This is a genomic window from Lysinibacillus sp. FW301-JW8, from assembly GCF_058788755.1.
The window spans coordinates 59,872-84,643 of sequence record NZ_JBYTBB010000012.1 but is presented as its reverse complement, the minus strand read 5'-3'; the positions used below and the strand labels follow the sequence as shown (position 1 = coordinate 84,643).

The following is a 24,772-nucleotide window of genomic DNA, read 5'->3' as shown; positions in this document are numbered from 1 at the left end:
GGGGAGGTTAAGCTTTGACTAATGGTGATAAAGAGCGATTGCTATATGAGGCGATGGAGCAGCATGGTGATTATTTAAAGCGGTTGGTTTATACATATGTAAAAGAATTACAGAAAACAGAAGATATTGTACAGGATGTCTTTATAAAATTTTATAAAAGCCTGGATAGCTTTGAAGGACGTTCCTCCATTAAAACGTATTTATACCGAATAGCTGTAAACGAGTGTCAAAATTATTTAAAAAGCTGGCACTATAGAAAATTAGAAGTGACAGAAAAAGTAAGAACGTGGTTAAGGCGTGAATCCCTTGAAGTGGACTATTTGCAGAAAGAGCAAAATCAATCAATAGGCGAACTAGTCAGCTCTTTACCAATTAAATACCGAGAAGTATTATGGCTACATTATTATGTTGAACTTTCAATCACTGAAATGGCCGATGTTTTAAAATGCTCTCCTAATACAATAAAAACACGGCTAGTACGGGGGAGAAAATTAGCAAAAATAACAATAGAGGAGGGGGACATTGAATATGAATATTAAACAAGAACTGGAGCGATCTCTTCCTGCTTCTATAAAGTTATCAGAAAAGGAAAAAGCAAATATTCATACAAAAATACAGAAATCCCATCAACCTAAATATCATGTTAAGCCCTTAATTGTTTCAATAGTAGCTGTTATTCTAATAGGAATTAGCCTACTGCCTACGATTCAATCGGTAGAGAAAGCTAGCCTTCCATCCAATGATACCTCAATGACTATTACGAATGAGGTGCAACAGCAGAATATTGAACCACCAGCACAGTCTGTGGAAGAAACTCCAAAAGAACCACTTTCTCTTACGGATGAAGAAAAAAAACAATATTATGAGCAATATTTAGAAATTATAGATATAGCGATGCAGAAAAAAACAGGTTTATCCTTTGGTGTTGCACCAATAGAAGAATTTAAAGATGAATATTGGATTACGCCACAACAATTTGAAAATGACGTTCAATCATGGTTAGAGGAGCACTTGGCTACAGAACGTGAGAAAATTGATAATATGTTAATAACTCCGGAACCTGTAATTACAAATGCAGATGGCAGTACAACTAAAACAACTTATATTTACTTCCCAGATATTTTGAAAACAATAAAAGTTACAGGACATTTTGAGACACAATATAATGAAATTTATGATCGACAATTGTTTACAAAAGCTGACAATATCTCTACAAAACTAGCCTATCCTAGGGGCACGTGGGAGCAAACATCCTATAGGGTTTCATTAATAGATGGTGGTAGAACCTATAGTATTCGTATTGAAGGTAATTTTGATTATAATGGCTTACATTTTGAAAAAGCATTTACCATTGAATTTAATTGTGATGTAAATGGTAAGATATATTAGTGTTTTTGAATAGAAAATTATGACATATAATAAAGATTAGAATAATTCAATATGCGAAGATCAATATTCGGCTTTAGGTTATTTAAGAAGAATGAGGGTGGTGAGCACATGGAGAAAATAAAAGTACAACTGTCCACGTATAACCCTAATTGGGAACAACAATATGCTTATGAAAAAAACAGAATTCAAGAAGCTTTAGGAGAAAGGGTTCTTGGTATTGAACATATTGGAAGTACATCAATTAAGGGACTAGACGCAAAACCTATCATTGACATACTTGTAGGTGTACAAAAATTAGATGAGATGCCAGACTACGTGGATGCTTTAATTTTAATTGACTATGAATATGTTCCGAAACCCGAATTTGCTGATAGAAAATTTTTTAGAAAAGGGTTATGGGGACAGGGAAAATGCCATTTACATATTTGTGAATTTAACAGTGGGGAATGGATTGAAAAAATACTGTTTCGAGATTATCTTCGAACACACCCTCAAGCAGCAAATGAATATGCTTTGTTAAAAAAACAACTGGCGACTAAATATCCAAACTATCGTTCAATCTATACCAAGGAAAAGGAACCGTTCATTAGAATGATAATCGATAGAGCTAAGATAGAACGAATGGTAAAGAATGATTGTCCCTATTAATTACCGATAAGAAGAAGGTTCATTAGCCCCGTACATGTTAAACACTTAACTAACGTGTATGGGGTAGTTTAATTTTGAAGATTAATAAACTTAGAATTATTATTATTTTTATCAACCACTGCTAAAGAAAATTCCATATGCAGTGGACCTTTTGAGTGAAAGTCAGTTATGCAAAAATAAAGCAAGGGGGTCAGGAAGTGTTTAATGATTTTAAGCTTGTGGATGATCGTCCGGTTTATATTCAATTAAAGAATTATTTAAAAGAAATGATTGTCAAGGGACATCTGCTGGAGCATCAGAAGCTTCCATCTACCCGTGAACTTAGTAAATTATTATCAGTCAGTAGAAATACCGTATTGAATGCATATGCAGATTTAGAGCAAGATGGCATCATCTATGCATTGAAAGGAAAAGGGAATTTTGTAGGAAAGGTCGTAACAGTGAAAACACCCTCTGTTGAGCTCGATTGGAGGGAGAGGCTTAATAAGGTTACTTTGTTAGCTGATGAATTAGATTTGATGAAACAAGAGGATATTCACTGGGAAAAAGGCATGATTTCCTTCAACAGTGTCGCCCCAGAAGAAAAGCTTTTTGATGTTGAAAACTTTAAAAGAGCCTTTTTAACTAGGATGTCACTTGAAGGAGATATCGTATTGAATTACGGATACGCCAAGGGCTATAAACCGCTAATCGAGTACCTTCTTCATTATATGGAGAAGAAGGGTGTTGATATTTCTAATAAGGATATTTTAATTACGAATGGCTTTACCGAGGGATTGGACATTTTATTATCATCCTTTGCTAAAAAATCTGGGCGTGTGATTTGTGAAAATCCTACTCATCACGCCGCATTAAAGCTTTTTCGCTTGCATGGCTTTGACATCCACGGAATTGACATGGAGGATGACGGTATCGATATAGATCAGGTTGAAAAAAGCCTGGCAGCAAAGGATTTCGATTTTGCCTATATGATTCCGTCCTATCATAATCCAACAGGAATTGTGACCTCCTCTGAAAAAAGATCTGAAATTATTAGCCTTTTTTCTAACTATCAAATTCCGATTGTAGAAGATGGCTTTAATGAGGAATTACGTTATTCAGGCTCTCATCTGGCACCGTTAATAACCTTTATCGGTGCAGGTAATAATGTTATTTATATCAGCAGCTTTTCAAAAATCCTTTTTCCAGGCTTACGGGTTGGCTGGATATTGGCAGATAGGGAGCTTATTCATTGCTTGGAAAGTGTTAAAAGGGCACGGACTATTCATACATCAACACTAGATCAAGCTGTACTTTATCAATATTTACAGGATGGCTATTTCGAAAAATACTTAAAAAAGGCTAAGTCAGTCTATAAGAAAAAATATGAACTAGCCCGTCAAGCTTGCAATCAATACATTCCCTTTAAAAGAATGACTGGTGATGGCGGTCTTCATCTCTTTATTGAGTTAGAGCAAGGAATAAATGCTCGTACACTATTGGAAAAGTGCTATCAAAGAGGAGTTGTTTTTTATCCTGGGGATGTTTTTTATAGCAATGGCGAAGGTAGTAATACTTTTCGATTAGGGTTTTCGCGGTTAAAGGAAGAGGATATTGTCCATGGAATTAAGATTATTGGTGACACCTTGAAAAATGAAATGGGGAGTTGAAAATATGAGAGTTGGCGTTATTATGGGAGGGATTTCCTCAGAAAAGCAGGTCTCTATTATGACAGGGGAAGAAATGATTGCCCATTTAGATAAAAGTAAATATGAAGTTGTAGCAATTGAACTACATGACAAAACAGAACTTATAGATAAAGTAAGAAACATCGATATTGCCCTGCTAGCGCTTCATGGCAAGTTTGGAGAGGATGGCACGATACAAGGTGTGCTTGAGACCTTAGATGTACCGTATACTGGCAGTGGTATACTATCAAGCAGTATTTGTATGGATAAAAATATTTCCAAAAAAATTCTTCGTTATGAGGGCATAGAAACACCAGATTGGCTCCATCTTTCAACTAGGGAAGAGCTGCTGCTAGATAAGGTGGATAAAATGGGGTATCCGTTAGTAGTAAAACCAAATTCGGGTGGCTCCAGCGTAGGGGTGAAAATCGTAAATGATAAAGAAGCCTTAGTTTCCGCAGTTGATGAAGTATTCAAATGGGATGCTGAAATTATTATCGAAAGGTATATTCAGGGGGAGGAAATAACCTGCTCTATAATGGATGGTGAGCTATTACCAATATTGTCAATTCGACATACTGCAGAGTTCTTTGACTATGAGGCGAAATATAATGATGCCTCTACAATTGAAGAGGTTATAGAATTTCCTACCGCCATACATGAGCGTGTTGCGGAGGCTGCACTAGCCAGTTATAACGCTTTAAAATGCAGTGTTTATGCCAGAATTGATATGTTAATCAAGGATGGTATCCCGTATGTTATGGAAGTAAATACATTACCAGGTATGACAAAAAACAGCCTACTCCCAAAAAGCGCACTTGGGGCGGGAATCGGCTATGCAAACCTATTAGATCAAATTATAGAAACATCTTTAAAGGTAAGACGATAAAATGGGTTGTTTGGCATAAAAACACCTTTTGTTGAATGTTAGTTTCAACAAAAGGTGTTTAGTCGTTCTAATTAAGATTTAGATAATTCTATAAATCCATGTCCAAAGACATCTCTGACATCATGAATGGCAATAAAGGCATCCTTATCGATTTCCTTAACAATTTTCTTGAGTTTTACGACCTCTTGTTTACTAATTACAATATAAAGAATTTCTTTTTGTTCCTTCGTATAATAGCCATGACCGGATAGCACTGTGACGCCTCGATTCATAAAGCCATTTACATGACTTGCAATGTCTTCTGGCTTTTTTGAAATAATGGTAACGGCTTTCTTAGGATTGACACCTTCAATAACAAATTCCATTACCTTTGTTCCGACATAAAGCATAATAATAGTCAGCATTAATGCCTCTGCACCAATAATAAAGTACGATGAAAAAGCGACAATTAAATCAAAGAATAAAAGACCATAGCTAATACTCCAACCAAGGTATTTGTTTGTAATTCTAGCTAAGATTGTAGAACCCGCTGTTGTTCCGCCAACTCTAATAATTAAGCCGATGCCGATCCCAGCAAATACCCCACCAAAAATAGTATTCACAATAATTTCATCTGAAGCAATGGACCATGATTCTGTCAAATGTAAGAAAAGTGAATGGAGAGTAACTGCAATAATCGTATAAATCGTTGTTTGCCTACTTAAAAACTTATAGCCAACCACTAATAAAGCCGCATTTAGCACAAAGCTTACAATACTTGGCGACCATCCAAACAGATAATACGCAATAATCGTTAAACCTGTAACACCACCTTCACCTAAATCATTTGGAATAACAAATAGATTAACTGCCAGTGCAAAAAGCAGTGACCCAACCGCAATTATGAATATATCCATAAAGTATTTTTTCATTACACACACCACCAAAATATTTTGATTTATTCTATATCAAGTTTATATCGTTTTTGGGATGTTTATCAATGATATTTAATAATCGTAAGACTAATTTTTTATTGAAATCTATATTGTGGAGCATACTAAAGAAGGAAATGGTAAAAATTTGGCGAAGTGAAGACATACTAAAGGAAAAAGGATGATGAAGAATGCTAAATACGCTTGTGACGACTAAATTAATCATTAATAAGCCTGCCAGCGAGGTATTTGAAGCTATTGTATCTCCAGATGAAATCGGAAATTTTTGGTTCTCCAGCAGCTCAGAAAGATGGGAAAAGGGTAAAAGAATTACATTAAGGTATGATGAATACAATGCAAAGGGCATTATGACTGTGCTTGAAATTGAAAACAATCAGAAAATAGTATTTTCATGGGGTGAGGAGCATGGCGAGGAGACAGTCGTTACCATTACACTCACAGAGCATGAGTCAGGAACCGTTATGGAAGTCAGTGAATCAGGATTAAACGTAGAAGATCCAGATGTTGTGGCTAAAATGATGCAGCAAAAAGAGGGCTGGGTGTATACATTAACTTGCTTAAAGGCTTATGTCGAAAACGGAATCAATAATTTAAGAGCTTCCTTGATTCATTAAGGTAGTATTGTTTAGTAAAGGCTGGTTAAAAATGGACCAGCCTTCCTTTATATATGTTTAGAATATAGTAAAACTACCATAATTATGATAATTGCGGATATAATATGATTAATCACCACAAGGTAATAGAAGTAGAGTTTCGGAGGTGGTAATATTGAAAACAATCTTTTGGATTATTGGAGGTCTATTTGTTTGTATTGTATTAGTAATAGGCATAGTGTTTTGGAAATTTCAGAAAGACCTCAATGAGGATAATCCCGAATACGTCCTGCAATTCATAAAGAAAAATAAAGATAATGAACATGTATCCTTAGCAATTCATTATAATCAACAAAAATGGGTAGAGATCAATTCAAAGAAGCCCCTTCCGTTAGCGAGTACAGTTAAAATTATTGTAGCGATTGAATATGCACAACAGGCAGCAGAGGGGCGTATAAATTCTCAGCAACTAGTAAGTTTAGAGGATTTACAAACTTTTTATATCCCCAAAACAGATGGTGGGGCACATGTAGCCTGGCTAAAGCAGTTAAAGCAAGATAACAAAATAGAGAATGATGGTGTACCCTTGAGCGAAGTAGCAAATGGGATGATTGCCTATAGTTCAAATGCAAATACAGAATTTTTAATGGAGCTATTAGGGCTAGAAAATATTAATAAGGTATTAGAGCAGTTAAATTTAGTGGATCATGAACCTTTGTATCCAATAGTAAGTTCATTGTGCATACCTACTCAAGTAATGAATGAAAAGAGTCTAACCAAAAAAGAAACCTTAACAGCTATGAAGGTTATGGATATGACAGAATATAGAAAGAGGGCATTGTCTATTCACGAAACTTGGTTAAAGAAGCCCCTTAGCAAAGAAGAGAAAAAACAAATTCTTCAAAGCCTAGATATGGATTTTCAAAAGGTCTGGTCTGATCGTTTAATAAGTGCAACAACAGCAGATTATATATCGATTTTAGAGAAACTGAATCATAAAAATTACTTTACTGAAGATGTGCATAAGTATCTAGATCCTGTAATGGAACAATTAATGCAAAACCCTAAAAATCAAGAATGGCTTTTACATGCAGGTCAAAAGGGTGGCTCTACTGCCTTTGTTTTGACATTAGCAGCGTATACAAAGGATAAAGAGGGTAATCAAACGGAGATCGCCTTTTTTGCCAATAATCTCAATAGGATAGAACAGACAAAGCTATCTAAAAACATGAATAGCTTTCAATTGAAGTTTTTAACAGATGAGAAATTCCGATTACATTTACAAAAGGAATTGTCTCAATAATAACTAGAAGTAGCCTCGATAGCTATACGAATCGAGGCTATTTTTAATGCTGTCATTCTCAGATACGTTCATCGATTAATTTTTTAAGATAATCTGTGAAAGTAGGGGCATATTCGTAAATAATTCCATTCATTAGGTCGTAGCACATAATCTTAAATTCACCATCTGAATCTTTTGATGATGTATCAAAATAGTACAGTTCATCCAAGTCAGGGATAAATAACTCTAGCCTATGAGGGTGCTGTTTACACCAATTCGCATCAGCCACATTGAGATGATGAATATAGAGAAGATCATTATCAGAAATATCCCGAAATTCTAGTGAAGTTAACATTAGAATATAGCTACCATCAAGAAATGCATTACCATAGTTTATCAGCCACCAGCAATAGGAGGGTGATAAGGTAAATCCGAGTTCCTCCTCTATTTTTTTAATCCAATTTAATCCAATTCTCTTCAACCCCCTCGTTCTGAATCATTTTATAGCTGTAGTTTGGTCTAATTTTTCTATTAAACGATTATACATGCAATCCCACCCCTTTATAATTTTTATAAGCACGACTGTTAAGTTCTTTCATGAATGTACCTTCCTTTACCCACTTGCATAGGATAATTTTATAATGTGAAAGGGGATTGAGGTAAATGTATAATCCTTATTATGGAAATTACCAGATGTATCATTATAATTATCAACCTGCATATTGGGTCTATCCCAATCAGATGGAACAAGGGAATCGAAATGATTATTCCAACGAATGGAGAAATGTTCAGAAGGATTTTGGACAGAAACCCTTTGTTGTGGATATAGAAGAGGCTACCAAGCAAAATAGAAACTATCGCACAGCGTTATGGACAGGGAAGCATTTACAACTAACCGTTATGAGCATCAATGTCGGAGATGACATTGGCTTAGAGGTACATCCCCATGTGGACCAATTTATTTGTATTGAACAAGGGCAAGGCATAGCTCAAATGGGTCCGACTAAGGATTATTTAAACTATCAAAGAAATGTAAGTGAAGACTCTGCCATAATGGTTCCAGCGGGAACATGGCATAATGTTACAAATACAGGAAATAAGCCGTTGAAGCTTTTCACAATTTATGCTCCTCCAAATCATCCGTTTGGTACTGTACATGCAACAAAGGCAGATGCAATGGCCTCAGAAGAAGGCTATGGACACGGTGGATAATAGGTAAGGGCTAGCATGTTTTGATTATCTCCATCAAGACATGCTTTTTACTTGTTTGTTCAAGTATTAAAATAAATTTTTTACCTGATATTTGTGTGGAAAGATAATGAATTCCTCATTAAAAATTTAAGTAGCACTAATAAAAACCAATGATCTATTCTTTTTAGAAGATTTGGTTAGGAGGGATTGTTGAGAAATGCTCAAAATGGAGTAAAGATAATCCAGCAAGAGGGCAATGTAGAGTCATTAGTGGTAAATGATATTCATGGAGGCGAATTAATGGCTGGATGAAGGCTGGCATTTCAATAATGTAAATAAACTGAGGAACAGTTTTCATACATAATCGACTAAAATCACAAGCGAATAGGAATTTAGAAAAGGCAGAGAGCTAAATTTCTCTGCCTTTTAAAATTTAAAAAACAAAGGTGTTGACGTTTATTAAATTGTCGTGTTATTATTATCTCGAATTCAAGATAAATAATTTCAAGATAAATGAATTCGAACCTTTAGTTCTCGCAAGGAGGTACAATCATGGGTTTTTTAAATAAAATATTTTCTTCAAAAAAAGAGGAGGAGCAAACAATGGCAGAATTAAATATCGGTATTATTATTGGATCAACTCGTGAGGGTCGAGTAAGCCCTCAAGTAGCACAATGGGTGAAGGAAATCGCAGATCAACGCGGTGACGCAAATTATACAGTAATTGATATTGCTGATTATAAATTGCCTCTATTAGGCGAACCAGGACAAGATGCTTCAGGAGCACAAGGTTGGTCAGAAATTATTGCTAAACAAGATGGCTTTGTATTCATCGTACAAGAATACAATCACTCTATTACAGGGGCATTAAAAAATGCACTAGATTATTTACGTGTAGAGTGGAATAACAAAGCAGCTGGAATCGTATCTTATGGTTCTGTTGGCGGTGCTCGTGCAGCAGAACATTTACGTGGCATTATGGGCGAGCTTTTAATCGCAGATGTACGTGTTCACCCAGCACTATCATTATTCACAGATTTTGAAAATGGGACAGACTTTAAACCAAAAGAAGTACAAACAGATTCAGTGAACCAAATGTTAGATCAGTTAATCCCATGGTCTAAAGCGCTATATACAATTCGCTAAGCTTGTATAGTTTGAGGTAGGTCGTAATTGGGCACAGTACAGGTAAGAAGAATTAGTCATGAAAGGGCTTGTTAACATGAAAAAACATACTGCGGGTATTCACCATATCACAGCCATTGTAGGGCATCCACAAGAGAATATTGATTTTTATGCTGGTGTATTAGGCTTACATCTAGTAAAACAAACGGTAAACTTCGATGATCCAGGCACTTATCATCTTTACTTCGGTAACAAAGGTGGTAAACCTGGTACAATTATTACATTCTTTCCATGGGCAGATGCTTATCAAGGACGTATTGGTGATGGCCAAGTTGGCGTAACTACTTATGTTGTACCAGAAGAAGCACTAACTTTCTGGGTTAATCGTCTAGCGAAATTTGCAATTCCATTCGAAAAAGGTGAGCGTTTTGGTGAACAAGTCATTCAATTTGATGATCCACACGGCCTTCATATTGAATTGGTTGCACGTGCAGAAGGCGAATTAAATGAATGGACATTTGGTGAAGTAACGCCTGAAGTTGCCATTAAAGGGTTTGGTGGAGCTACTCTATACTCAAGTCACCCTGAAGAAACTGCAAAAGTTTTAACAGAAGTTATGGGGCTTGAAAAAGTAGCAACAGAAGGCGAGTATACACGCTACAAATCCAGCGCAGACATTGGCAATACAGTTGATTTAAAAACGGTTGCAGGTCACCGTGGACAAATGGGTGTAGGAACTGTTCACCATATTGCGTGGAGAGCACAGGATAATGTGGATCACCTAGAATGGCAAGAGTATGTTATGAATCATGGTCAACATGTTACCGAAGTGAAGGATCGTAATTATTTTAATGCGATTTATTTCCGTGAACCCGGTGAGATTTTATTTGAAATTGCGACAGATCCACCTGGATTCGCTCATGATGAGACACCTGAGACAATGGGTAGCCAATTAATGTTACCATCTCAATACGAACAGCATCGAGAACAATTGGAAAGAACATTAATTCCAATCAAAGTGCGTGCGCTTGATTAAAGGAGATGGGACGTTTGATTTCAATTGATCCTAAGAAAAATACAGAACGCGAGAATTATAAGTTATTGATTGGCAGTATTATTCCAAGACCAATTGCCTTTGTTACGACGAAGTCAGAGCAAGGGATCATCAATGGTGCACCTTTTAGTTTTTTTAATATCGTGTCTTCCAATCCACCGATGATTTCTCTAGCAGTTCAAAGACCAAATAGGCGCTTAAAAGATACCGCTCGCCATATCCATCATCAGCAGCAATTTGTTGTGCATATTGTAGATGAGGATAATGTTAAGCAGGTGAATGAAACAGCAGCGTCCTTACCTGTAACTGAAAGTGAAATCGATCGGGCACAATTTACATTAATCGATAGCCAACTGATATCTGTACCAGGTATTCAAGAGGCGAAAGTTCGAATGGAATGCCGTTTAGTACAGTCGATTCCTTTAATGAATGGTGAGGAGCAGACAGGTGATTTGTTTATCGGTGAAGTCGTGCAATATCATATAGATGAGACCATTTATAATGAAGGGCGAATTGATCCAAGAAAACTAAAAGCAGTTAGCAGACTAGCTGGCTCAAATTACGCAAAAATTGGTGATATATTTGAGATAGAACGTCCCGAATAAAAAAAATGCGAAAATGTTGATATAACAACATTTTCGCGTTTTTTTCGTTCTAAATTAAAATTCTCTCTATATTCACTAAATCTTCGTTTGTTAATAGGATATCAGTTGCTTTCACATTGTTAGCCACTTGTTTTTTATGTTTCCCACCTGGGATGACGGCATCAACGCCATCTTGAGCTAATAACCAAGCAAGCGCTAGATTTGGTAATGTCGTGTGCTTTTCCTCTGCAATTCCCTTTAACGCTTCTACTTTTTCTAATGTTTGTTCAAATAATTCGCCTTGGAATAAAGGATCTGAAATTCGCCAATCGCCAGTACCTAGCTTAAAGTCTTTTGTATACTTTCCACCAAGTAGGCCATATGCAAGTGGACCGTATGGAATAAATGAAATTTCATTTTTTATACAGTATGGCAATAAATACTGTTCTCCTGAACGATTTAACATATTGTAAGGAGATTGTAGGACAGAAATATCATTATGCACATTTGCCTCTATAAGCTGTTCTAATGTTACGTTTGAAATGCCTATTGCTCGGATCTTTCCTTCTTCCTTTAAACGTGACAATTCACCAATTGATTCCGCAAGAGGAGTTTCGTTATCCGGGAAGTGTAGATAATAAAGATCTACATAATCCATTTGTAGCCGTTTCAAGCTATTTTCGAATGCACCACGTAGATATTGCGGATGATTATCGGTTTTTACTGAACCGTCCTCAAACCAATGTCTACCTCCCTTTGTTGCTAAAGCGAAATCTTCTCTTGGGTAATTTTTTAATACTTCGCCAACAAGTTCTTCTGAACGCCCTTTTCCATAAATGTCTGCTGTATCAATAAAAGTTATCCCTAAGTCAAGTGCAGCTGAGACTAGCTCCTTCCCATCTTGCTCATTTAAGTTTTCAAATAAATTATGTCCACCTACAGCATTTGTCCCAAGACCAATTTCGGAAATCTTGATAGTTGTTTTTTTAAAAGTATGAAATTTCATATTCCTACCTCCTCGTTATTCTGTAATCAGAATAGAGTAAAAAGGATGTTTTACCAACATACATCGTTATAGTTTCATATATAGAAACAATTACATTTTAATTGCCAAGGGCCTTAACATTATGCTAAAAGATAATGAATTTCTTTTGTCAATTGCTGACTTGCCTCTTCTAATTTTTTGACAAATGACCGAATGGCAGTTTTTTTTATTTGATTCGTCGAACCATGCAAAGCAATGGCACCGATTACTTCCCCATTCACATAAATCGGAACGGCAATACAACATTTACCTTCATTCGTTTCTTCATTATCAACAGCATATCCTTGAGCTTTAATGACCTGTAAATGAGGAATCAATAGACCATAATCATAGAAGGTTTTTGCTGTAAAGGTATTAAGTTCAATACTATTTAATAGTTCACGTTGTTTTGTAGGTGACAGATGAGCTAACACTACTTTTCCTAGCGCGCTTGAATGCATAGGTGTCCGAGTATCGATGGCATGAAAAGCAGGCTGTTCAAAAGGCTCTCTAATTACATTTTTTATCACCATCTCACAATTTTCTAAAATACCAATATAAGTAGTTATTTCTTCTTGGCGGGCTAATTGGTAGGGTGCTACGAGAGACGCCCATTGGATATCTTTATGCCAATATAAGTGCTCATCCCTGAAAATATGCGGATTTAATTGATAATACTTATTATATTTAAGAACATAATTCATTTTTTCTAGCGTATAAAGCATGCGAAAAACGGATGTCTTATTCATTGATAATCCTTCCATAATTTCAGTTAATGTAAGAGAATGCTTTTGACGTAATATATCTAAAATCAAAAGGCCCCTTTTTAATGTCGATACTTCATAGGAATCCATGTTGTCCTCTCCTAACTTCTAAAATAACTTAACCTGTACCTGTGAAATATTCATAGTTCTTTATTGATATTATAAAGACAATTTTTTATAACTTCTCAATTTTTATTTTAATAATAATTTGTAAAATGGTGGACAATTAAAAAAAATGTCAGTGTTTTTTTGTATGAAGTGCTTGATTCTCCTCTTACTGGAGGTAATACACTTTGATTTGAATCAGCAAGATCAAAAAAACAAGGAGGTTTTTATTATGAGGTCTATTGAATTGTTTTATGTCATCTTTAATATTGTTTTACTAGGTTGGTTAGTTTTTGGTAGAAATAAGTCACAGCGAGGAATGCTGATAGCTAGTAGTATGTCTATGCTATTTCTACTTGTCCATGGGATCATCGAAGAGATGCGGTGGCAAATGATACAGACTTATTTGATGACATTATTTTTCCTCGTTGTTGTTGTGATAAAACACTTTTTTAACCCAAAAATTCAAAAAGAACAACAATCAAGTATGCGCCGATTACGCGTTGTTCTGAATTCAGCATTAGCTGTACTTTATTCTGCCATAGCAGTTAGTCTGCCAATCGCTCTTCCGGTATTTACCTTTGAAAAGCCAGCGGGTCCGTACAAAATTGGAACGATCACCTATGATTGGAAGGATACTCAGAGAGAAGAGACTCTCACACCAGAGCCTGGCGACAAGCGTGAGTTAATGGTACAAATTTGGTATCCTGCTGATTCGAATGCTAAAGGTAATATGGCTCCTTATATTTCCGATTCAGCTGTTTTTGCAGAGGGGTATAGTAAAATCCTGAATTTACCGAAGTTTTTATTCGCAAATTTTGGTTATGTCAAAACACATGCTATTGAGAACGCTGAGATTTCTAATCAGGAATCTACCTATCCAGTGCTCCTATTCTCGCATGGTTTTAGTGGGCATAAAAATCAGAATACTTTTCAAATTGAGCAATTAGTTAGTCAAGGCTACATCGTGGTAGGTATAGATCACACCTACAGTAGCACGACCTCAGTTTTTTCTGATGGTCGTATAGCAAATTATGTCCCACAAAAAACGGAATCAATCGCATATTTAGATAAAGCAAATGAGGGTTGGGTTGAAGATGCTAAATTTGTGCTGGATCAAGTAGAGCAGTTGGCCCAAAACGATCCTGAAAACCGCTTTACAGGTCGAATGGATATAGAGAATATAGGTATGTTTGGCCATTCCTTTGGTGGGGCAACGAGCACCCAAATGCTAATGACAGATTCAAGAATAAAAGCAGCTCTTAATATGGATGGCGTTCTATATGGAAAACTCCGAGTTCCTGCGGATGGGCTGAAGAAGCCGTTTATGATGATGAGTGCAGATGACTCAATCAGAGAAGCGAAGGAAACGGATGGTAAGGAGTTCATCGAGTTTGTAAACGAAACTCTGCCACGGTATGAGTATGTAACTGTGGGTGGGAACTATTGGATGAAGATTAAAGATATGAAGCATATGGGCTTCTCCGATTTATACCTGTTTTCACCGCTTTATGAACGGATGGAAGGGGTCGACATCCAAAAGGCTTACCGTCTGATTAACGACTATTCATTGGATTTCTTTAATCATTATTTAAAGCAACAGCCATTTAAACTATTAGAGCAAAATATTGGGGATTATCCAGAGTTTACGTTGCAGAAAGGTTGACTGCTAAGGCGAATAGTTGAGGGTGTTTAGCCCTCAATTATTCGCCTTCTGAATTTTCCGTATGTTCAAGCCGCCATTCTATTCCTTGAAATAGTAATTGATTAGCTTTTGAGAGTTGGTAGTATTGTGGGCTTAGAATGGCACATAACGTTTCGCATCGTTCGAGTCGTTTGGTTTTGGTTCTTTGAATATATTTTACAAAGTAACGGAAGTAATCTTCTTTATCGTCCAATTGCTCTGAGTTCGCATACAGCCTAGCAGTATCATCGACAATGGCCTGTACAACCGGACTGCTGGCAGGTGATTTTTGTTTCAACGCCTTATTCAATCGATCATGGATGTTTTCGAGCTTTCTGACCAGTGTTGTAGCGTTATATTTTGGTTGATGAACAATATTCATGTACAGAAATTCAGTATTTTTCAGGTCTTTTATAAACTGCGGATCATTTATGAGCTCCTGCAACTCATGCCAAGCAGCGGTTTGTTTGGCGGAGCCTTTCACCTGATTAATAATATATTTGTCAAAATAATAAAAAAACGAATCTTTCCACTCTTTTGGAATGCCATTTAAGAATTGTATTTCTTTCACTTTTTTTTCGATAAATTGTTTTTTATTTTCAGCTTTAATTGTTCGTGCATTTACTAAATCATGAATACACTGCAATGAATCCCCATTATGTTCCTTTGCTTGACGCAAAATTGATATCATATCCATAAGCGTATTCACCTGTGTTTCCATCGATTCAATCTGCCAATCAAGTGCTCTAGTGACTGATATCTCCTCAGATAACATTTTGCTTATTTCATCAATTCCAAAATCCAAATAGCGCAGGTTTGTAATCATTTCAAGACGCCATATATCTTTCACCGTGTATAATCGATGTCCACCATCAGTATAACTTGTAGGTTTCAGCAACCCAATTTCATCATAGTAACGAACTGTTTTTATAGTAGAACCTATTATTTTAGCTGTTTCACCTATAGTATATTTTTCTTCCAAATGATTACACCTCCTGATTGGATCACTTAATAGTAATTTTAACATCATAGTTCATTTGATGATAAAAAAAGTCATTATTTTATTTTACGATAAACTTGCCATAAATGAATCCTTAAAACATTGAAAGCCATAAATAGAGGAATTAGACTTGCATAGCTGTGAAGTTTTTATCAACAAAGTCACCATAACTTACAATTATAAAATGCGAAAATATCGTCAAAGCATTTTCGCATTTTAAATTTTTCCATATTCAAACATTCCAAGAGCAGCAACTTTCATTTAGAAAATTCTGCTCCTGTCAATTATGATTGCAACTGAACTCCTTAACGACTATGATAAGGGCTAGTTCACATTCTCAGTAAGGTAGATTAAGGGTGAAGAGCGCGAGTCATTGCATCTAAATAGTTCTGACTTGCACGCTGACTTACCTCGGCTTCAGGTACAAAGACTTCAAAGCAATGGAAGCAGCCGGGATAGAGATGAAATTCAACGTCTACACCTGCTTGTGCAAGCTGTGTTACATAGTTAATGGTTTCATCTCGAAATAAATCTAGTTGCCCCACACAGGTATACATAGGAGGAAGTCCCACTAAATTATCTGCTCTCGAAGGTACAGCGTAAGGAGAAAGCTCATTGACATCCTTTTTCTCACCCAAGTACATATGCCAAGCTGTTATGTTATTTGTTCTGTTCCATGTTGCATGGTTTTCTGTAATCTCATAGCTTGAAGGTGTAGTATTGCGGTTATCAAGCATCGGATATAGTGGCATCTGGAATATAATAGATGGACCGCCTTTATCTCGTGCCATAAGTGCAAGGGCAGCTGTTAGACCACCACCACCACTTGCCCCTGCAATAGCTACTCGATTAACATCAATACCAAGCATTTTTGCCTCATTTGTCATCCACACTAGGCAGGCATAACAATCTTCAATAGCCGCTGGATAGGGATGCTCAGGTGAAAGTCGATAATCGACAGACACTACAACACAATTTGCCGCTTGAACAAAGCGCTCGCACAAAACATCATCCATATTAGGATGCCCCATTACATATCCACCACCGTGTATCCATAACATGGCTGGAAGATTATCGTGATTTCGCCCAATCGGTTCATAAATTTTAACTAACATTTCGCCTACAGCATTTGGAATCATTCGATGGGTGATTTTTACATATTTTGATGTCTTTAAAGGTGGATTTGACAAGAGACCTCTACTAGATTCTAGATTGTCCAACTGGAATCCCGGAAATTGAGAGAAACTCTCCTGTAATTCTGGTAATACACGACTGTCGATTTTCATTTATATTCCTCCAATGAAATACGGATATAAAATAGAATTCTTATTAAAGGAAGGAATGTGACTCCTGTTCCGCTTCCCATTTGGCAACTTCCTCACGTACACGAGGAGCAACTTCTGTTCCAAGTAACTCTATGGCACGCATCACCTGTTCATGTGGCATCGTGCTTAAAGGCACATACAACATAAAACGTGTAATTCCAACATGCTTCCTAAGATGAATAATTTTATTAGCCACTGTATCTGGATCACCAACATATAAGGCTCCCTCAAAACTGCGTGCAGCATCAAAGCTAGAGCGATCATAATAAGCCCAGCCTCGTTCTTTCCCTAATTTGTTCATGCCTGCCTGAGTCGAGGGGAAAAATGTATCTGCTGCCCTTTCTGTGTTTTCTCCAACGAAACCTATAGAATGGAATCCTACCTGAAGTTTGGATAGATCATGACCTGCATGAGCAGCGGCTTTTTTATACAACTGTACAATGGGAGAAAATTGCATTGGACTACCTCCAATAATAGCGAGCATAAGAGGTAATCCCAGAAGACCTGCTCGGATGGCGGATTCTTGATTGCCACCGCTGCCAATCCACACTGGCAAAGGGCTTTGAACAGGTCTAGGGTAAACTCCTAAATCATTAATCACTGGTCGATGTCCACCCTCCCATGTGACTTTTTCAGATTCACGTATTTTGAGCAACAATGCTAAATGCTCTTCAAACAGCTCATCATAATCCTTCAAGTTATAGCCAAATAAGGGGAAGGATTCGATAAAAGAACCTCGTCCTGCCATAATCTCCGCTCGACCATTTGAAATACCATCGAGTGTAGAAAAATCCTGGAAAACTCTTACAGGATCTGCGGAAGAGAGCACTGTCACGGCACTAGTTAGTCTTATTTTTTTCGTTTGAGGTGCCGCTGCTGATAGAACCATTGCTGGGGACGAAGCAGCGTAATCTACCCTATGGTGCTCGCCGACGCCAAAAACATCTAGTCCTACTTGATCAGCTAAAATTATTTCCTCAACAACTTCACGCAATCGTTGTGCGTGACTTATCACGTCCCCACTGTGAACATCTGGTTTCGTTTCTACAAAAGAAGTAATACCTATTTCCATTTATTATCTCTCCTTGTAAGATTAGTTTTTTATTCGCCATGTTTCTTGCAGAAATGGAGTGCTCAGTTCAATAAATATATATAGACAAATTATTTAGTGGATGTATACTCCATGTTCATTAGGTCTTTACTTGGCTGGTCATTGCCCAAAAAAGAAGGGCGAAGGCACTAATTGAGGCTCCAAGTAAGCAAACGCCTCCCCAGCCAAAGTATGCATACATTTGTGTTGAAGAAATTGATCCGCTTGCACTGCCAATAGAATAGAACACCATATAGCCAGCTGTAAGTCGACTTCGTGCTTCAGCTCGCAGAGGAAGAATCATAGCTTGATTTGTAACATGAACGGCTTGCACCGCCAAATCAAGAAGAATTATGCCGATGACTAGCGCAATTAAAGAATGTTCAAGATAACGGATGAACAACCATGAAAGCAGTAGTAGAACTAAAGAAATACCTGTCGTTCGTTGTCCATAACCTTGATCGGCCAATTTTCCTGCTCGTGCTGCCGCTAATGCCCCAGCTACTCCTACAAGACCAAAAGCTCCAATCGCGCTGTGAGTTAGAGCGAACGGAGGTGTACTAAGCGGTAGTACCAGTGAAGTCCACAAAATGCTAAAGTCAGCAAAAATCAACATGGCTAGAAAGGAGCGGATTCGTAATGTTTTTTCCTGAATAAACAAATCAAGCACTGACCTAATTAACCGAATATAGGACAATGATTTTACCTCGCGTTCAGCATGAGGTAACACCTTGGCAAACATACAAACCATCAAAAGCATAATGACAGCAGATACCAGATATACAGAGCGCCAGCCTGCAAGATCAGTTAATATACCAGCAAATGTTCGAGCGAGAAGTATACCAATAACAATGCCACTTGTTACAATACCAACAACCTTGCCCCTTTCGGCAGAGGAAGCCATTGTTGCTGCAAATGCCACAAGTGTCTGTGTCACGACTGCTAATAGTCCCACCAAGGCCATACCTGCAAAAAGTACGATGCTCGAAAAGGCCGTACCAACAATAACTAGAGCCATTATAGATAACAGCATTTGACCAATTATTATTCGCCGTTGGTTCAGTATATCTCCAAGTGGTACCAGCAACAGTAAGCCCAAACCATAAAAAATTTGTGTAATGGTAATAACGATACCAATAGTGGAGTGTTTAATACCAAATGCCTCAGACAATTGATCAAGCAAGGGCTGTGCAAAGTAAATATTGGCGACAGATATTCCACAGGCAGCTGCAAATAACAATGTAACAGCTTGTGTCATAGATGACTGTTCTTTCATGTTAGATGCAGATGATGAAGAATCTGTTATTCCAGTGTAAAGAGGTCTATTTTCTAAATCTGTTTGAGATTTACACATACTTTCCCTCCATTCATAATAGATTGCAATTATAACATACTGTTCGGTACAATATAATTATTGGTAAATATATCTTAATGTCATTTGTAATGTCAACTATTTATTTATATATCTAAAAAAATAAGTCTTTATTTGACTTGAATACTATCTGTATATATAATAATTACATACTGTTTGGTATGAATTTAATGACAATAAAAAATAATCCTTAAAAATTAAAGTTTAGAGGTGTGCTCTTATGGCAAGAACTCGTGAATTTGATGAAGGTCAAGTCTTAGAAGCAGCGATGCAGCTATTTTGGGAGAAGGGATATGAGGCAACTTCATTAAGTGACCTTACCTCTAGAATGGGTATTCAACGCCCTAGTATCTATTCCACTTTTGGAGACAAGAAAGAATTGTTTGAAGCTGCACTTCGTAGATATACAACGTCTCGCGCATCTGATATACGATCTAGACTTCAAAAATACTCGTCTGTAAAAGAGGCATTTTCAAACTTTTTTGCAGATATTATTATCGAGGAATACGAGGAAGATCTCAGTAAAGGTTGTTTTTGTATCAATACAATGGTAGAGCTTGCTCCTCATGATGAGAAATTTGAAGTCCTGACTAGAGAACATCAAATGTACTTAGCTGTTATTTTTCAGGAGACAATTGAACGAGGAATTCAAACAGGGGAACTGGATGCTGACACAGATGCAAAGTCTTTAGCACAGGCATTGATTGTATCGTTAATTGGTATAACAGTTATGATGAAGTCTCGACCACAACGCTCCTTTGTTGACAATGCAATTGCAGCAACACTCACATTATTAAAGTAATTCGATTGAGTATAAATCAAGAAAACGAAATTTAAATAGTTACAAATCTAAGTCCTCCTTTAGAGCAGATTTTTCTAAAGGAGATTTTTTTATGTTATAAATTCTTACTTTATTGAAACGATTTACAAATCTGTATCATCTAACATATAGAAACAAGAAAGGAGGATGGAAAAATTGCAGGAAAAGTCACTATTACTTAAGGCGAAAAAGGGTAATAACAAAGCTTTTGTGGAGCTGTTGCAGAATGAAAAAATAAAGCTATATAAAATGGCCTATATTTATATGAAAAATGAAAATGATGCTTTAGATGTTGTGCAGGAGACGATAGCAAGAGCCTATAGCAATATCCATACAGTCAAAGAAGAGCGCTATTTTGCCACATGGCTGATGAGGATTCTAATCAATACAGCCATCGAGACGCTTCGAAAAAATCAAAAAATAGTACCTATCTTGGAACAACAATCAGAGCAAATCCAAGTTTCAAGCTATGATGAGAGACTAGATCTACTACAAGCTATTGAGCAGCTTGAAGAGAAATATAAAACTGTCATTCTATTGAAGTATTATCGCGATTTATCTACAAAGGATATTGCTGATTTATTAGATTGTCCAGAGGGTACAGTTAAGACAAATGTGCATAGAGGCATACAGCAGCTAAAAAAATATTTTAATAAGGAGGGAGAGAATTATGGAGAACAATATTAAAGAAGTAATAGAGAACATTGATGTACCAATGGAAAAGCTAGATTTTGCTATTGAAAAAGGTGTGGGAATACAAAAGAAAAAAGACAAGAAAATATGGAAAAGAGTCATCCTTTCAAGTGTGGCAAGTATAGCCTTAATTGTCGGTTCCGGTTTTATTTCTCCTAAAATGGCAAGTGTATTAGCAGACGTGCCACTTATTGGTTTTATGTTTAATATAGCAGAACATGATAACGGATTAAAAACAGCGCTTTCTGATGACAATAAGGTAGTCTTAAATAAGACAGTTACTAGTAACGGTACAGCTCTTACGATAGAGGAAATTGTATTTGATGGTGCACGGTTAAATGTAGTTTATTCAATGCCAGAGTATAAGGAACTTTCACAAGCCATTATAACTGTTAACGAAAGAGAACTAAATGTTCCTGAAAGTTTAAAAATTTTAGAAGATAAAAATATATTTCGCGGGTTATTAGAATTTCCTATCGCTGAGGAATTACCTGATGAGTTTAATTTAACTTTAAAGTTTCTACAGATTGGTTCAACAAAAGGAGAATGGGTATTTTCTACACCTATTAAAAAAGTAAATAATCATAGTAATAAAGTAATTGCTGGTCAAACAGGGGAAGTAAAAGGTAACACCTTTGTTGTAGAAAGCATGGACAGTTCAACAACAACGACAAAGATTAAAGTGAAATTTGATGCGACTATGGACAAATTATTTTCTGAAGAGTCCGGTGTCCTAAATGTGACAATAATGGATCAGCATGGCACGCCACTTAAAATATTGGACCAACCAGGAAGTGGCGATGACAAAAGTACAACTTACACGTACTTAATAGAGCCCTTACATCAAGATATTACTGAGGTAAGAATAGCTTACTATTTCTTCCCGTTTAACTTAAATCGTAAGGATTTAATTGTACCACTAGCAGACTCATTCCCACAGCGAATATCACAGGACAAGATGGGGGATTATGTCATAACTGGAGTAACAAAAAAGGGACATGAGGCAACACTTTCTTTTTATATCGATAGTGAATTTCCTTTTGATGATACACTTACACCTTCCTTTTTTGAGATTGTGTCAGATTCAGGAGAAAGTCTTATCACTAATTATGTCCATGCAGTGGGATCAAATAAGTATGAGGTATCTTATCAAGCAGATGTAGGGAAACCAATTGTTCATACTGTAACGACGCCATATATGGAACTAGAGCCATCTGCTATAGTCACGATTCCAGTAAAATAGTTTAAAAAAATATCTATGAGAATTCTCAGTTAATTGAGGGGGCTCATAGATTTTTATATCTTACTTTGAATCTAAAACAGTACTAGTTTATAAATAAAAAAGATAAATATTCAGTTATTTATTTTATTTCTCTATATTAAGCAATGAAATTTACTATAATCTAATGAAAAATTAATTTTTCTAATAATCTAATTGTTGACTCAATTCTAAAAAATATATAATATACTAGTTATTAGAAAATTTTATATTTTTTAGTTATTAATAAGGGGTGGTTATTATGGCGAAGTTTTTACGAACGAAGTCAATCGAGCAAGCCAATAAAATAACCGAAGTTGAACGCTTTAAACTTAAACGTGAACTTGGGTCATGGCAATTAATGCTATATGTTTTAGGAGCCACAATCGGAGCAGGGATCTTTGTTTTACCTGGAACTACTGCAGCTCTTCATGCTGGTCCTGGAGTTATCGTTTCATTCCTAATCGGTGGGATTGTAACAATTGCAGTTGGACTAGCATATGTAGAATTTGCAGCAATGGCGCCTGTCGCCGGAAGCGCTTACACCTATTCCTATATTGCGTTAGGAGAAATTATCGCATGGATGATTGGGTGGGATTTGCTATTAGAATTTACGGTTATTGCTAGTACCGTCGCAGTTGGCTGGAGTGGTTACGTAGATTCATTTTTACAATCTGTAGGTATTCATATCCCTGAGGCTCTTACAAAAGATATTGCACATGGTGGGATTGTCAATCTACCAGCAGTAATTGGATGGCTTATCGTCGCTTGGATTGCATTGAGTGGGATTAAGAATGTGGGTCGTTCAAATACGTTATTTACAATTGCAAAGGTTGCAGCAATTATTTTGTTCCTTGCCATCGGTGCATTCCATGTTGATCCTGTAAACTGGACGCCATTTACACCATTTGGTTGGTCAGGTGTCATGGCAGGAGCAGCGTTAGTATTCTTTGCTTTTACAGGTTTTGATGGTGTAACAACAGTACTTGAAGAAGTAAAAAATCCACAAAAAACAATACCAAAAGCTTTAATTGGTGGTCTGAGTGTATTAACACTTATTTATGCTCTTGTTGCAGCAATATTGACAGGGATTGTACCATTCCCTGATTTAGATGTTCCAAATCCTACAGTATTTGCGTTACAATCTGTAGGTATTCAATGGGGCGGTGCTATCGTCGCGGTAGCTGTTATCTTTGGATTGCTTGCTACAATGATCGCTAATACAACTAGTGCTACACGTGTTCTATTTGCGATGAGCCGTGATGGTCTTCTCCCAGAGCGTATCGCGCAAACAAATAAAAAGACTGGTGTGCCTGTACTATCTATCTTTATCGTCGTATTGACAGGTATTCTATTATCTGGATTTTTATCAATCGGTGAATTAGCCGAGTTCGCTAACATCGGAGGTTTGACTGCGTTTGCATTAACAACAATTAGTGTAATTGTTCTTCGTTACACGCGACCAGATCAACCTCGCGCATTTAAAGTGCCAGCGATCTGGCTTGTAGGGATAGTAGGTGTTGGTGGATCACTTGCATTAATTTTCAGTCTGCCGATGTTTACAATACTGCGCTTTTTAATTTGGCTAGCAATAGGCTTGGTTATCTATATAGCCTATGGATACAAACATGCTAAAATAAAGTAGTGCATAGAGGTTGTCCCCAAAAGGACCTTTTAACCAAAATGAATAAAAAGTGAAAGGCAGAAACGTTGTTAATTCAATGTTTCTGCCTTTTCAATTTCATGTGATTTTACTCCCAAAGGGACTTATGGGACAGCTCCTAATTTTCTCTAAAGAAACAGATAAAAAAGCAAACCAAAGCGCACATTTCTAAGAATATCTACATATGATAAGGTTACATCTCCTTACATGCCCAGGCATCAATCTCCACCTTTATGGAAGGTGCAGCAAGAGCTACCACATACATTAAAGTTGTACATGGAAGGTGCAGTCCAAGAAATTCACTTATTATTTGCTTTCGTTGCTCTGCGTTCATTTCCCCAACCAAATAAAAAACAAGCTTCGTTAAATCCTGAACTTCCATATTTGCACTTTCAAGATTCTTTCGGATATTATCTAGTGCAATCTTCAATTGGGCTGTTGATTCTTCAGGTATCGTTCCGTCCTTCTCCATTCCGATTTGTCCAGATAGTGTTAACCATCTCTGTGGTCCCGTTACTTCAATTTGATGTACATAAGGAGCGACTGGTTGATGAATGTCCTTCGGGTTTCTTGTAATCTTCATAAAAATCATCCTATCTAATTTTTAGTTTAAAATTCTG

The 24,772-nt window shown here is 36.7% G+C and carries 25 protein-coding genes; 16 read left to right on the top strand and 9 right to left on the bottom strand.

Going from position 1 to position 24,772, the window contains the following annotated elements:
- Nucleotides 1–14 precede the first annotated feature (14 nt).
- The 5 genes from AC3WOM_RS07445 (at nucleotide 15) to AC3WOM_RS07425 (ending at nucleotide 4,593) form a co-directional block, all read left to right on the top strand.
- Nucleotides 15–539 carry a sigma-70 family RNA polymerase sigma factor gene (locus tag AC3WOM_RS07445; protein ID WP_427537242.1) on the top strand — a complete coding sequence of 175 codons (525 nt, stop codon included), beginning with the start codon at nucleotides 15–17 and terminating at the stop codon, nucleotides 537–539.
- The gene (locus AC3WOM_RS07440; protein WP_492445919.1) at nucleotides 529–1,389 is read left to right on the top strand and encodes a hypothetical protein; all 861 of its coding nucleotides are present in this window, start codon (nucleotides 529–531) and stop codon (nucleotides 1,387–1,389) included. The genes AC3WOM_RS07445 and AC3WOM_RS07440 overlap by 11 nt, the downstream gene beginning before the upstream one ends.
- A 108-nt stretch (nucleotides 1,390–1,497) precedes the next feature.
- The gene (locus AC3WOM_RS07435; RefSeq protein WP_492445917.1) at nucleotides 1,498–2,037 is read left to right on the top strand and encodes a GrpB family protein; all 540 of its coding nucleotides are present in this window, start codon (nucleotides 1,498–1,500) and stop codon (nucleotides 2,035–2,037) included.
- Nucleotides 2,038–2,234: 197 nt separating this feature from the next.
- A complete protein-coding gene (pdxR, locus tag AC3WOM_RS07430; protein ID WP_492445915.1) occupies nucleotides 2,235–3,686 on the top strand; it encodes a MocR-like pyridoxine biosynthesis transcription factor PdxR in 1,452 nt (483 codons plus the stop codon).
- Between the two features lie 4 nt (nucleotides 3,687–3,690).
- Nucleotides 3,691–4,593: a D-alanine--D-alanine ligase gene (locus tag AC3WOM_RS07425; protein ID WP_427537251.1), complete on the top strand. Its 903-nt coding sequence runs from the start codon at nucleotides 3,691–3,693 to the stop codon at nucleotides 4,591–4,593.
- 71 nt (nucleotides 4,594–4,664) lie between these two features.
- Here AC3WOM_RS07425 and AC3WOM_RS07420 read toward each other — a convergent pair whose 3' ends face one another.
- A complete protein-coding gene (locus AC3WOM_RS07420) occupies nucleotides 4,665–5,504 on the bottom strand; it encodes a YitT family protein (protein ID WP_427537254.1) in 840 nt (279 codons plus the stop codon).
- 191 nt (nucleotides 5,505–5,695) lie between these two features.
- Between AC3WOM_RS07420 and AC3WOM_RS07415 the strand changes: the two genes are divergently transcribed.
- Both AC3WOM_RS07415 and AC3WOM_RS07410 read left to right on the top strand, forming a co-directional pair.
- Nucleotides 5,696–6,139, top strand: a complete 444-nt coding sequence (locus tag AC3WOM_RS07415) for an SRPBCC family protein (protein ID WP_492445913.1) — start codon at nucleotides 5,696–5,698, stop codon at nucleotides 6,137–6,139.
- A 145-nt stretch (nucleotides 6,140–6,284) separates the two neighbouring features.
- Nucleotides 6,285–7,421, top strand: coding sequence for a serine hydrolase (locus tag AC3WOM_RS07410; protein WP_427552046.1), 1,137 nt, complete (start codon nucleotides 6,285–6,287; stop codon nucleotides 7,419–7,421).
- 58 nt (nucleotides 7,422–7,479) lie between these two features.
- On the opposite strand, the gene AC3WOM_RS07405 is transcribed toward AC3WOM_RS07410, so the two are convergent.
- The gene (locus AC3WOM_RS07405) at nucleotides 7,480–7,881 is read right to left on the bottom strand and encodes an SMI1/KNR4 family protein (RefSeq protein WP_427537263.1); all 402 of its coding nucleotides are present in this window, start codon (nucleotides 7,879–7,881) and stop codon (nucleotides 7,480–7,482) included.
- 182 nt (nucleotides 7,882–8,063) lie between these two features.
- On the opposite strand from AC3WOM_RS07405, the gene AC3WOM_RS07400 reads away from it, so the two are divergent.
- The 4 genes from AC3WOM_RS07400 (at nucleotide 8,064) to AC3WOM_RS07385 (ending at nucleotide 11,375) form a co-directional block, all read left to right on the top strand.
- Nucleotides 8,064–8,612 carry a cupin domain-containing protein gene (locus AC3WOM_RS07400; RefSeq protein ID WP_427537266.1) on the top strand — a complete coding sequence of 183 codons (549 nt, stop codon included), beginning with the start codon at nucleotides 8,064–8,066 and terminating at the stop codon, nucleotides 8,610–8,612.
- 531 nt (nucleotides 8,613–9,143) lie between these two features.
- Complete coding sequence (locus tag AC3WOM_RS07395) at nucleotides 9,144–9,737, top strand: NADPH-dependent FMN reductase (protein WP_492445910.1); 594 nt, start codon at nucleotides 9,144–9,146, stop codon at nucleotides 9,735–9,737.
- A gap of 76 nt (nucleotides 9,738–9,813) precedes the next feature.
- On the top strand, nucleotides 9,814–10,752 hold the full coding sequence (locus AC3WOM_RS07390) for a ring-cleaving dioxygenase (protein WP_492445909.1): 939 nt from the start codon (nucleotides 9,814–9,816) through the stop codon (nucleotides 10,750–10,752).
- 14 nt (nucleotides 10,753–10,766) lie between these two features.
- Nucleotides 10,767–11,375 (top strand): flavin reductase family protein, encoded by a 609-nt coding sequence (locus AC3WOM_RS07385; RefSeq protein WP_427537275.1) that lies wholly within the window; start codon nucleotides 10,767–10,769, stop codon nucleotides 11,373–11,375.
- Between the two features lie 49 nt (nucleotides 11,376–11,424).
- Here the strand turns inward: AC3WOM_RS07385 and AC3WOM_RS07380 are convergent, their stop codons facing one another.
- Both AC3WOM_RS07380 and AC3WOM_RS07375 read right to left on the bottom strand, forming a co-directional pair.
- Nucleotides 11,425–12,360, bottom strand: a complete 936-nt coding sequence (locus AC3WOM_RS07380; protein WP_492445907.1) for an aldo/keto reductase — start codon at nucleotides 12,358–12,360, stop codon at nucleotides 11,425–11,427.
- A 119-nt stretch (nucleotides 12,361–12,479) separates the two neighbouring features.
- Complete coding sequence (locus AC3WOM_RS07375) at nucleotides 12,480–13,232, bottom strand: IclR family transcriptional regulator (protein ID WP_492445905.1); 753 nt, start codon at nucleotides 13,230–13,232, stop codon at nucleotides 12,480–12,482.
- A gap of 247 nt (nucleotides 13,233–13,479) precedes the next feature.
- On the opposite strand from AC3WOM_RS07375, the gene AC3WOM_RS07370 reads away from it, so the two are divergent.
- Nucleotides 13,480–14,913 (top strand): alpha/beta hydrolase family protein, encoded by a 1,434-nt coding sequence (locus AC3WOM_RS07370; RefSeq protein WP_492445903.1) that lies wholly within the window; start codon nucleotides 13,480–13,482, stop codon nucleotides 14,911–14,913.
- Between the two features lie 37 nt (nucleotides 14,914–14,950).
- Here AC3WOM_RS07370 and AC3WOM_RS07365 read toward each other — a convergent pair whose 3' ends face one another.
- The 4 genes from AC3WOM_RS07365 to AC3WOM_RS07350 all read right to left on the bottom strand — a co-directional run bounded on the left by AC3WOM_RS07365 (nucleotide 14,951) and on the right by AC3WOM_RS07350 (nucleotide 19,700).
- On the bottom strand, nucleotides 14,951–15,913 hold the full coding sequence (locus tag AC3WOM_RS07365; RefSeq protein WP_492445901.1) for a MerR family transcriptional regulator: 963 nt from the start codon (nucleotides 15,911–15,913) through the stop codon (nucleotides 14,951–14,953).
- Nucleotides 15,914–16,281: 368 nt separating this feature from the next.
- Nucleotides 16,282–17,217, bottom strand: a complete 936-nt coding sequence (locus AC3WOM_RS07360) for an alpha/beta hydrolase (RefSeq protein WP_492445899.1) — start codon at nucleotides 17,215–17,217, stop codon at nucleotides 16,282–16,284.
- Between the two features lie 43 nt (nucleotides 17,218–17,260).
- Nucleotides 17,261–18,328: an LLM class flavin-dependent oxidoreductase gene (locus AC3WOM_RS07355; protein ID WP_492445897.1), complete on the bottom strand. Its 1,068-nt coding sequence runs from the start codon at nucleotides 18,326–18,328 to the stop codon at nucleotides 17,261–17,263.
- Nucleotides 18,329–18,446: 118 nt separating this feature from the next.
- Entirely contained in the window at nucleotides 18,447–19,700 is a 1,254-nt protein-coding gene (locus AC3WOM_RS07350; RefSeq protein ID WP_492445896.1) for an MFS transporter, read from the bottom strand.
- Nucleotides 19,701–19,938: 238 nt separating this feature from the next.
- Between AC3WOM_RS07350 and AC3WOM_RS07345 the strand changes: the two genes are divergently transcribed.
- From AC3WOM_RS07345 to AC3WOM_RS07330, 4 genes are all read left to right on the top strand, one after another.
- The gene (locus AC3WOM_RS07345; protein WP_492445895.1) at nucleotides 19,939–20,520 is read left to right on the top strand and encodes a TetR/AcrR family transcriptional regulator; all 582 of its coding nucleotides are present in this window, start codon (nucleotides 19,939–19,941) and stop codon (nucleotides 20,518–20,520) included.
- Nucleotides 20,521–20,694: 174 nt separating this feature from the next.
- Complete coding sequence (locus AC3WOM_RS07340) at nucleotides 20,695–21,225, top strand: sigma-70 family RNA polymerase sigma factor (RefSeq protein ID WP_427537299.1); 531 nt, start codon at nucleotides 20,695–20,697, stop codon at nucleotides 21,223–21,225.
- Nucleotides 21,209–22,474, top strand: a complete 1,266-nt coding sequence (locus AC3WOM_RS07335) for a DUF4179 domain-containing protein (protein WP_492445894.1) — start codon at nucleotides 21,209–21,211, stop codon at nucleotides 22,472–22,474. Before AC3WOM_RS07340 ends, AC3WOM_RS07335 begins: the two co-directional genes overlap by 17 nt.
- 277 nt (nucleotides 22,475–22,751) lie before the next feature.
- Complete coding sequence (locus AC3WOM_RS07330) at nucleotides 22,752–24,134, top strand: amino acid permease (RefSeq protein WP_427537304.1); 1,383 nt, start codon at nucleotides 22,752–22,754, stop codon at nucleotides 24,132–24,134.
- 211 nt (nucleotides 24,135–24,345) lie between these two features.
- Here the strand turns inward: AC3WOM_RS07330 and AC3WOM_RS07325 are convergent, their stop codons facing one another.
- Nucleotides 24,346–24,735 (bottom strand): RidA family protein, encoded by a 390-nt coding sequence (locus tag AC3WOM_RS07325; RefSeq protein WP_427537307.1) that lies wholly within the window; start codon nucleotides 24,733–24,735, stop codon nucleotides 24,346–24,348.
- Nucleotides 24,736–24,772: the final 37 nt, after the last annotated feature.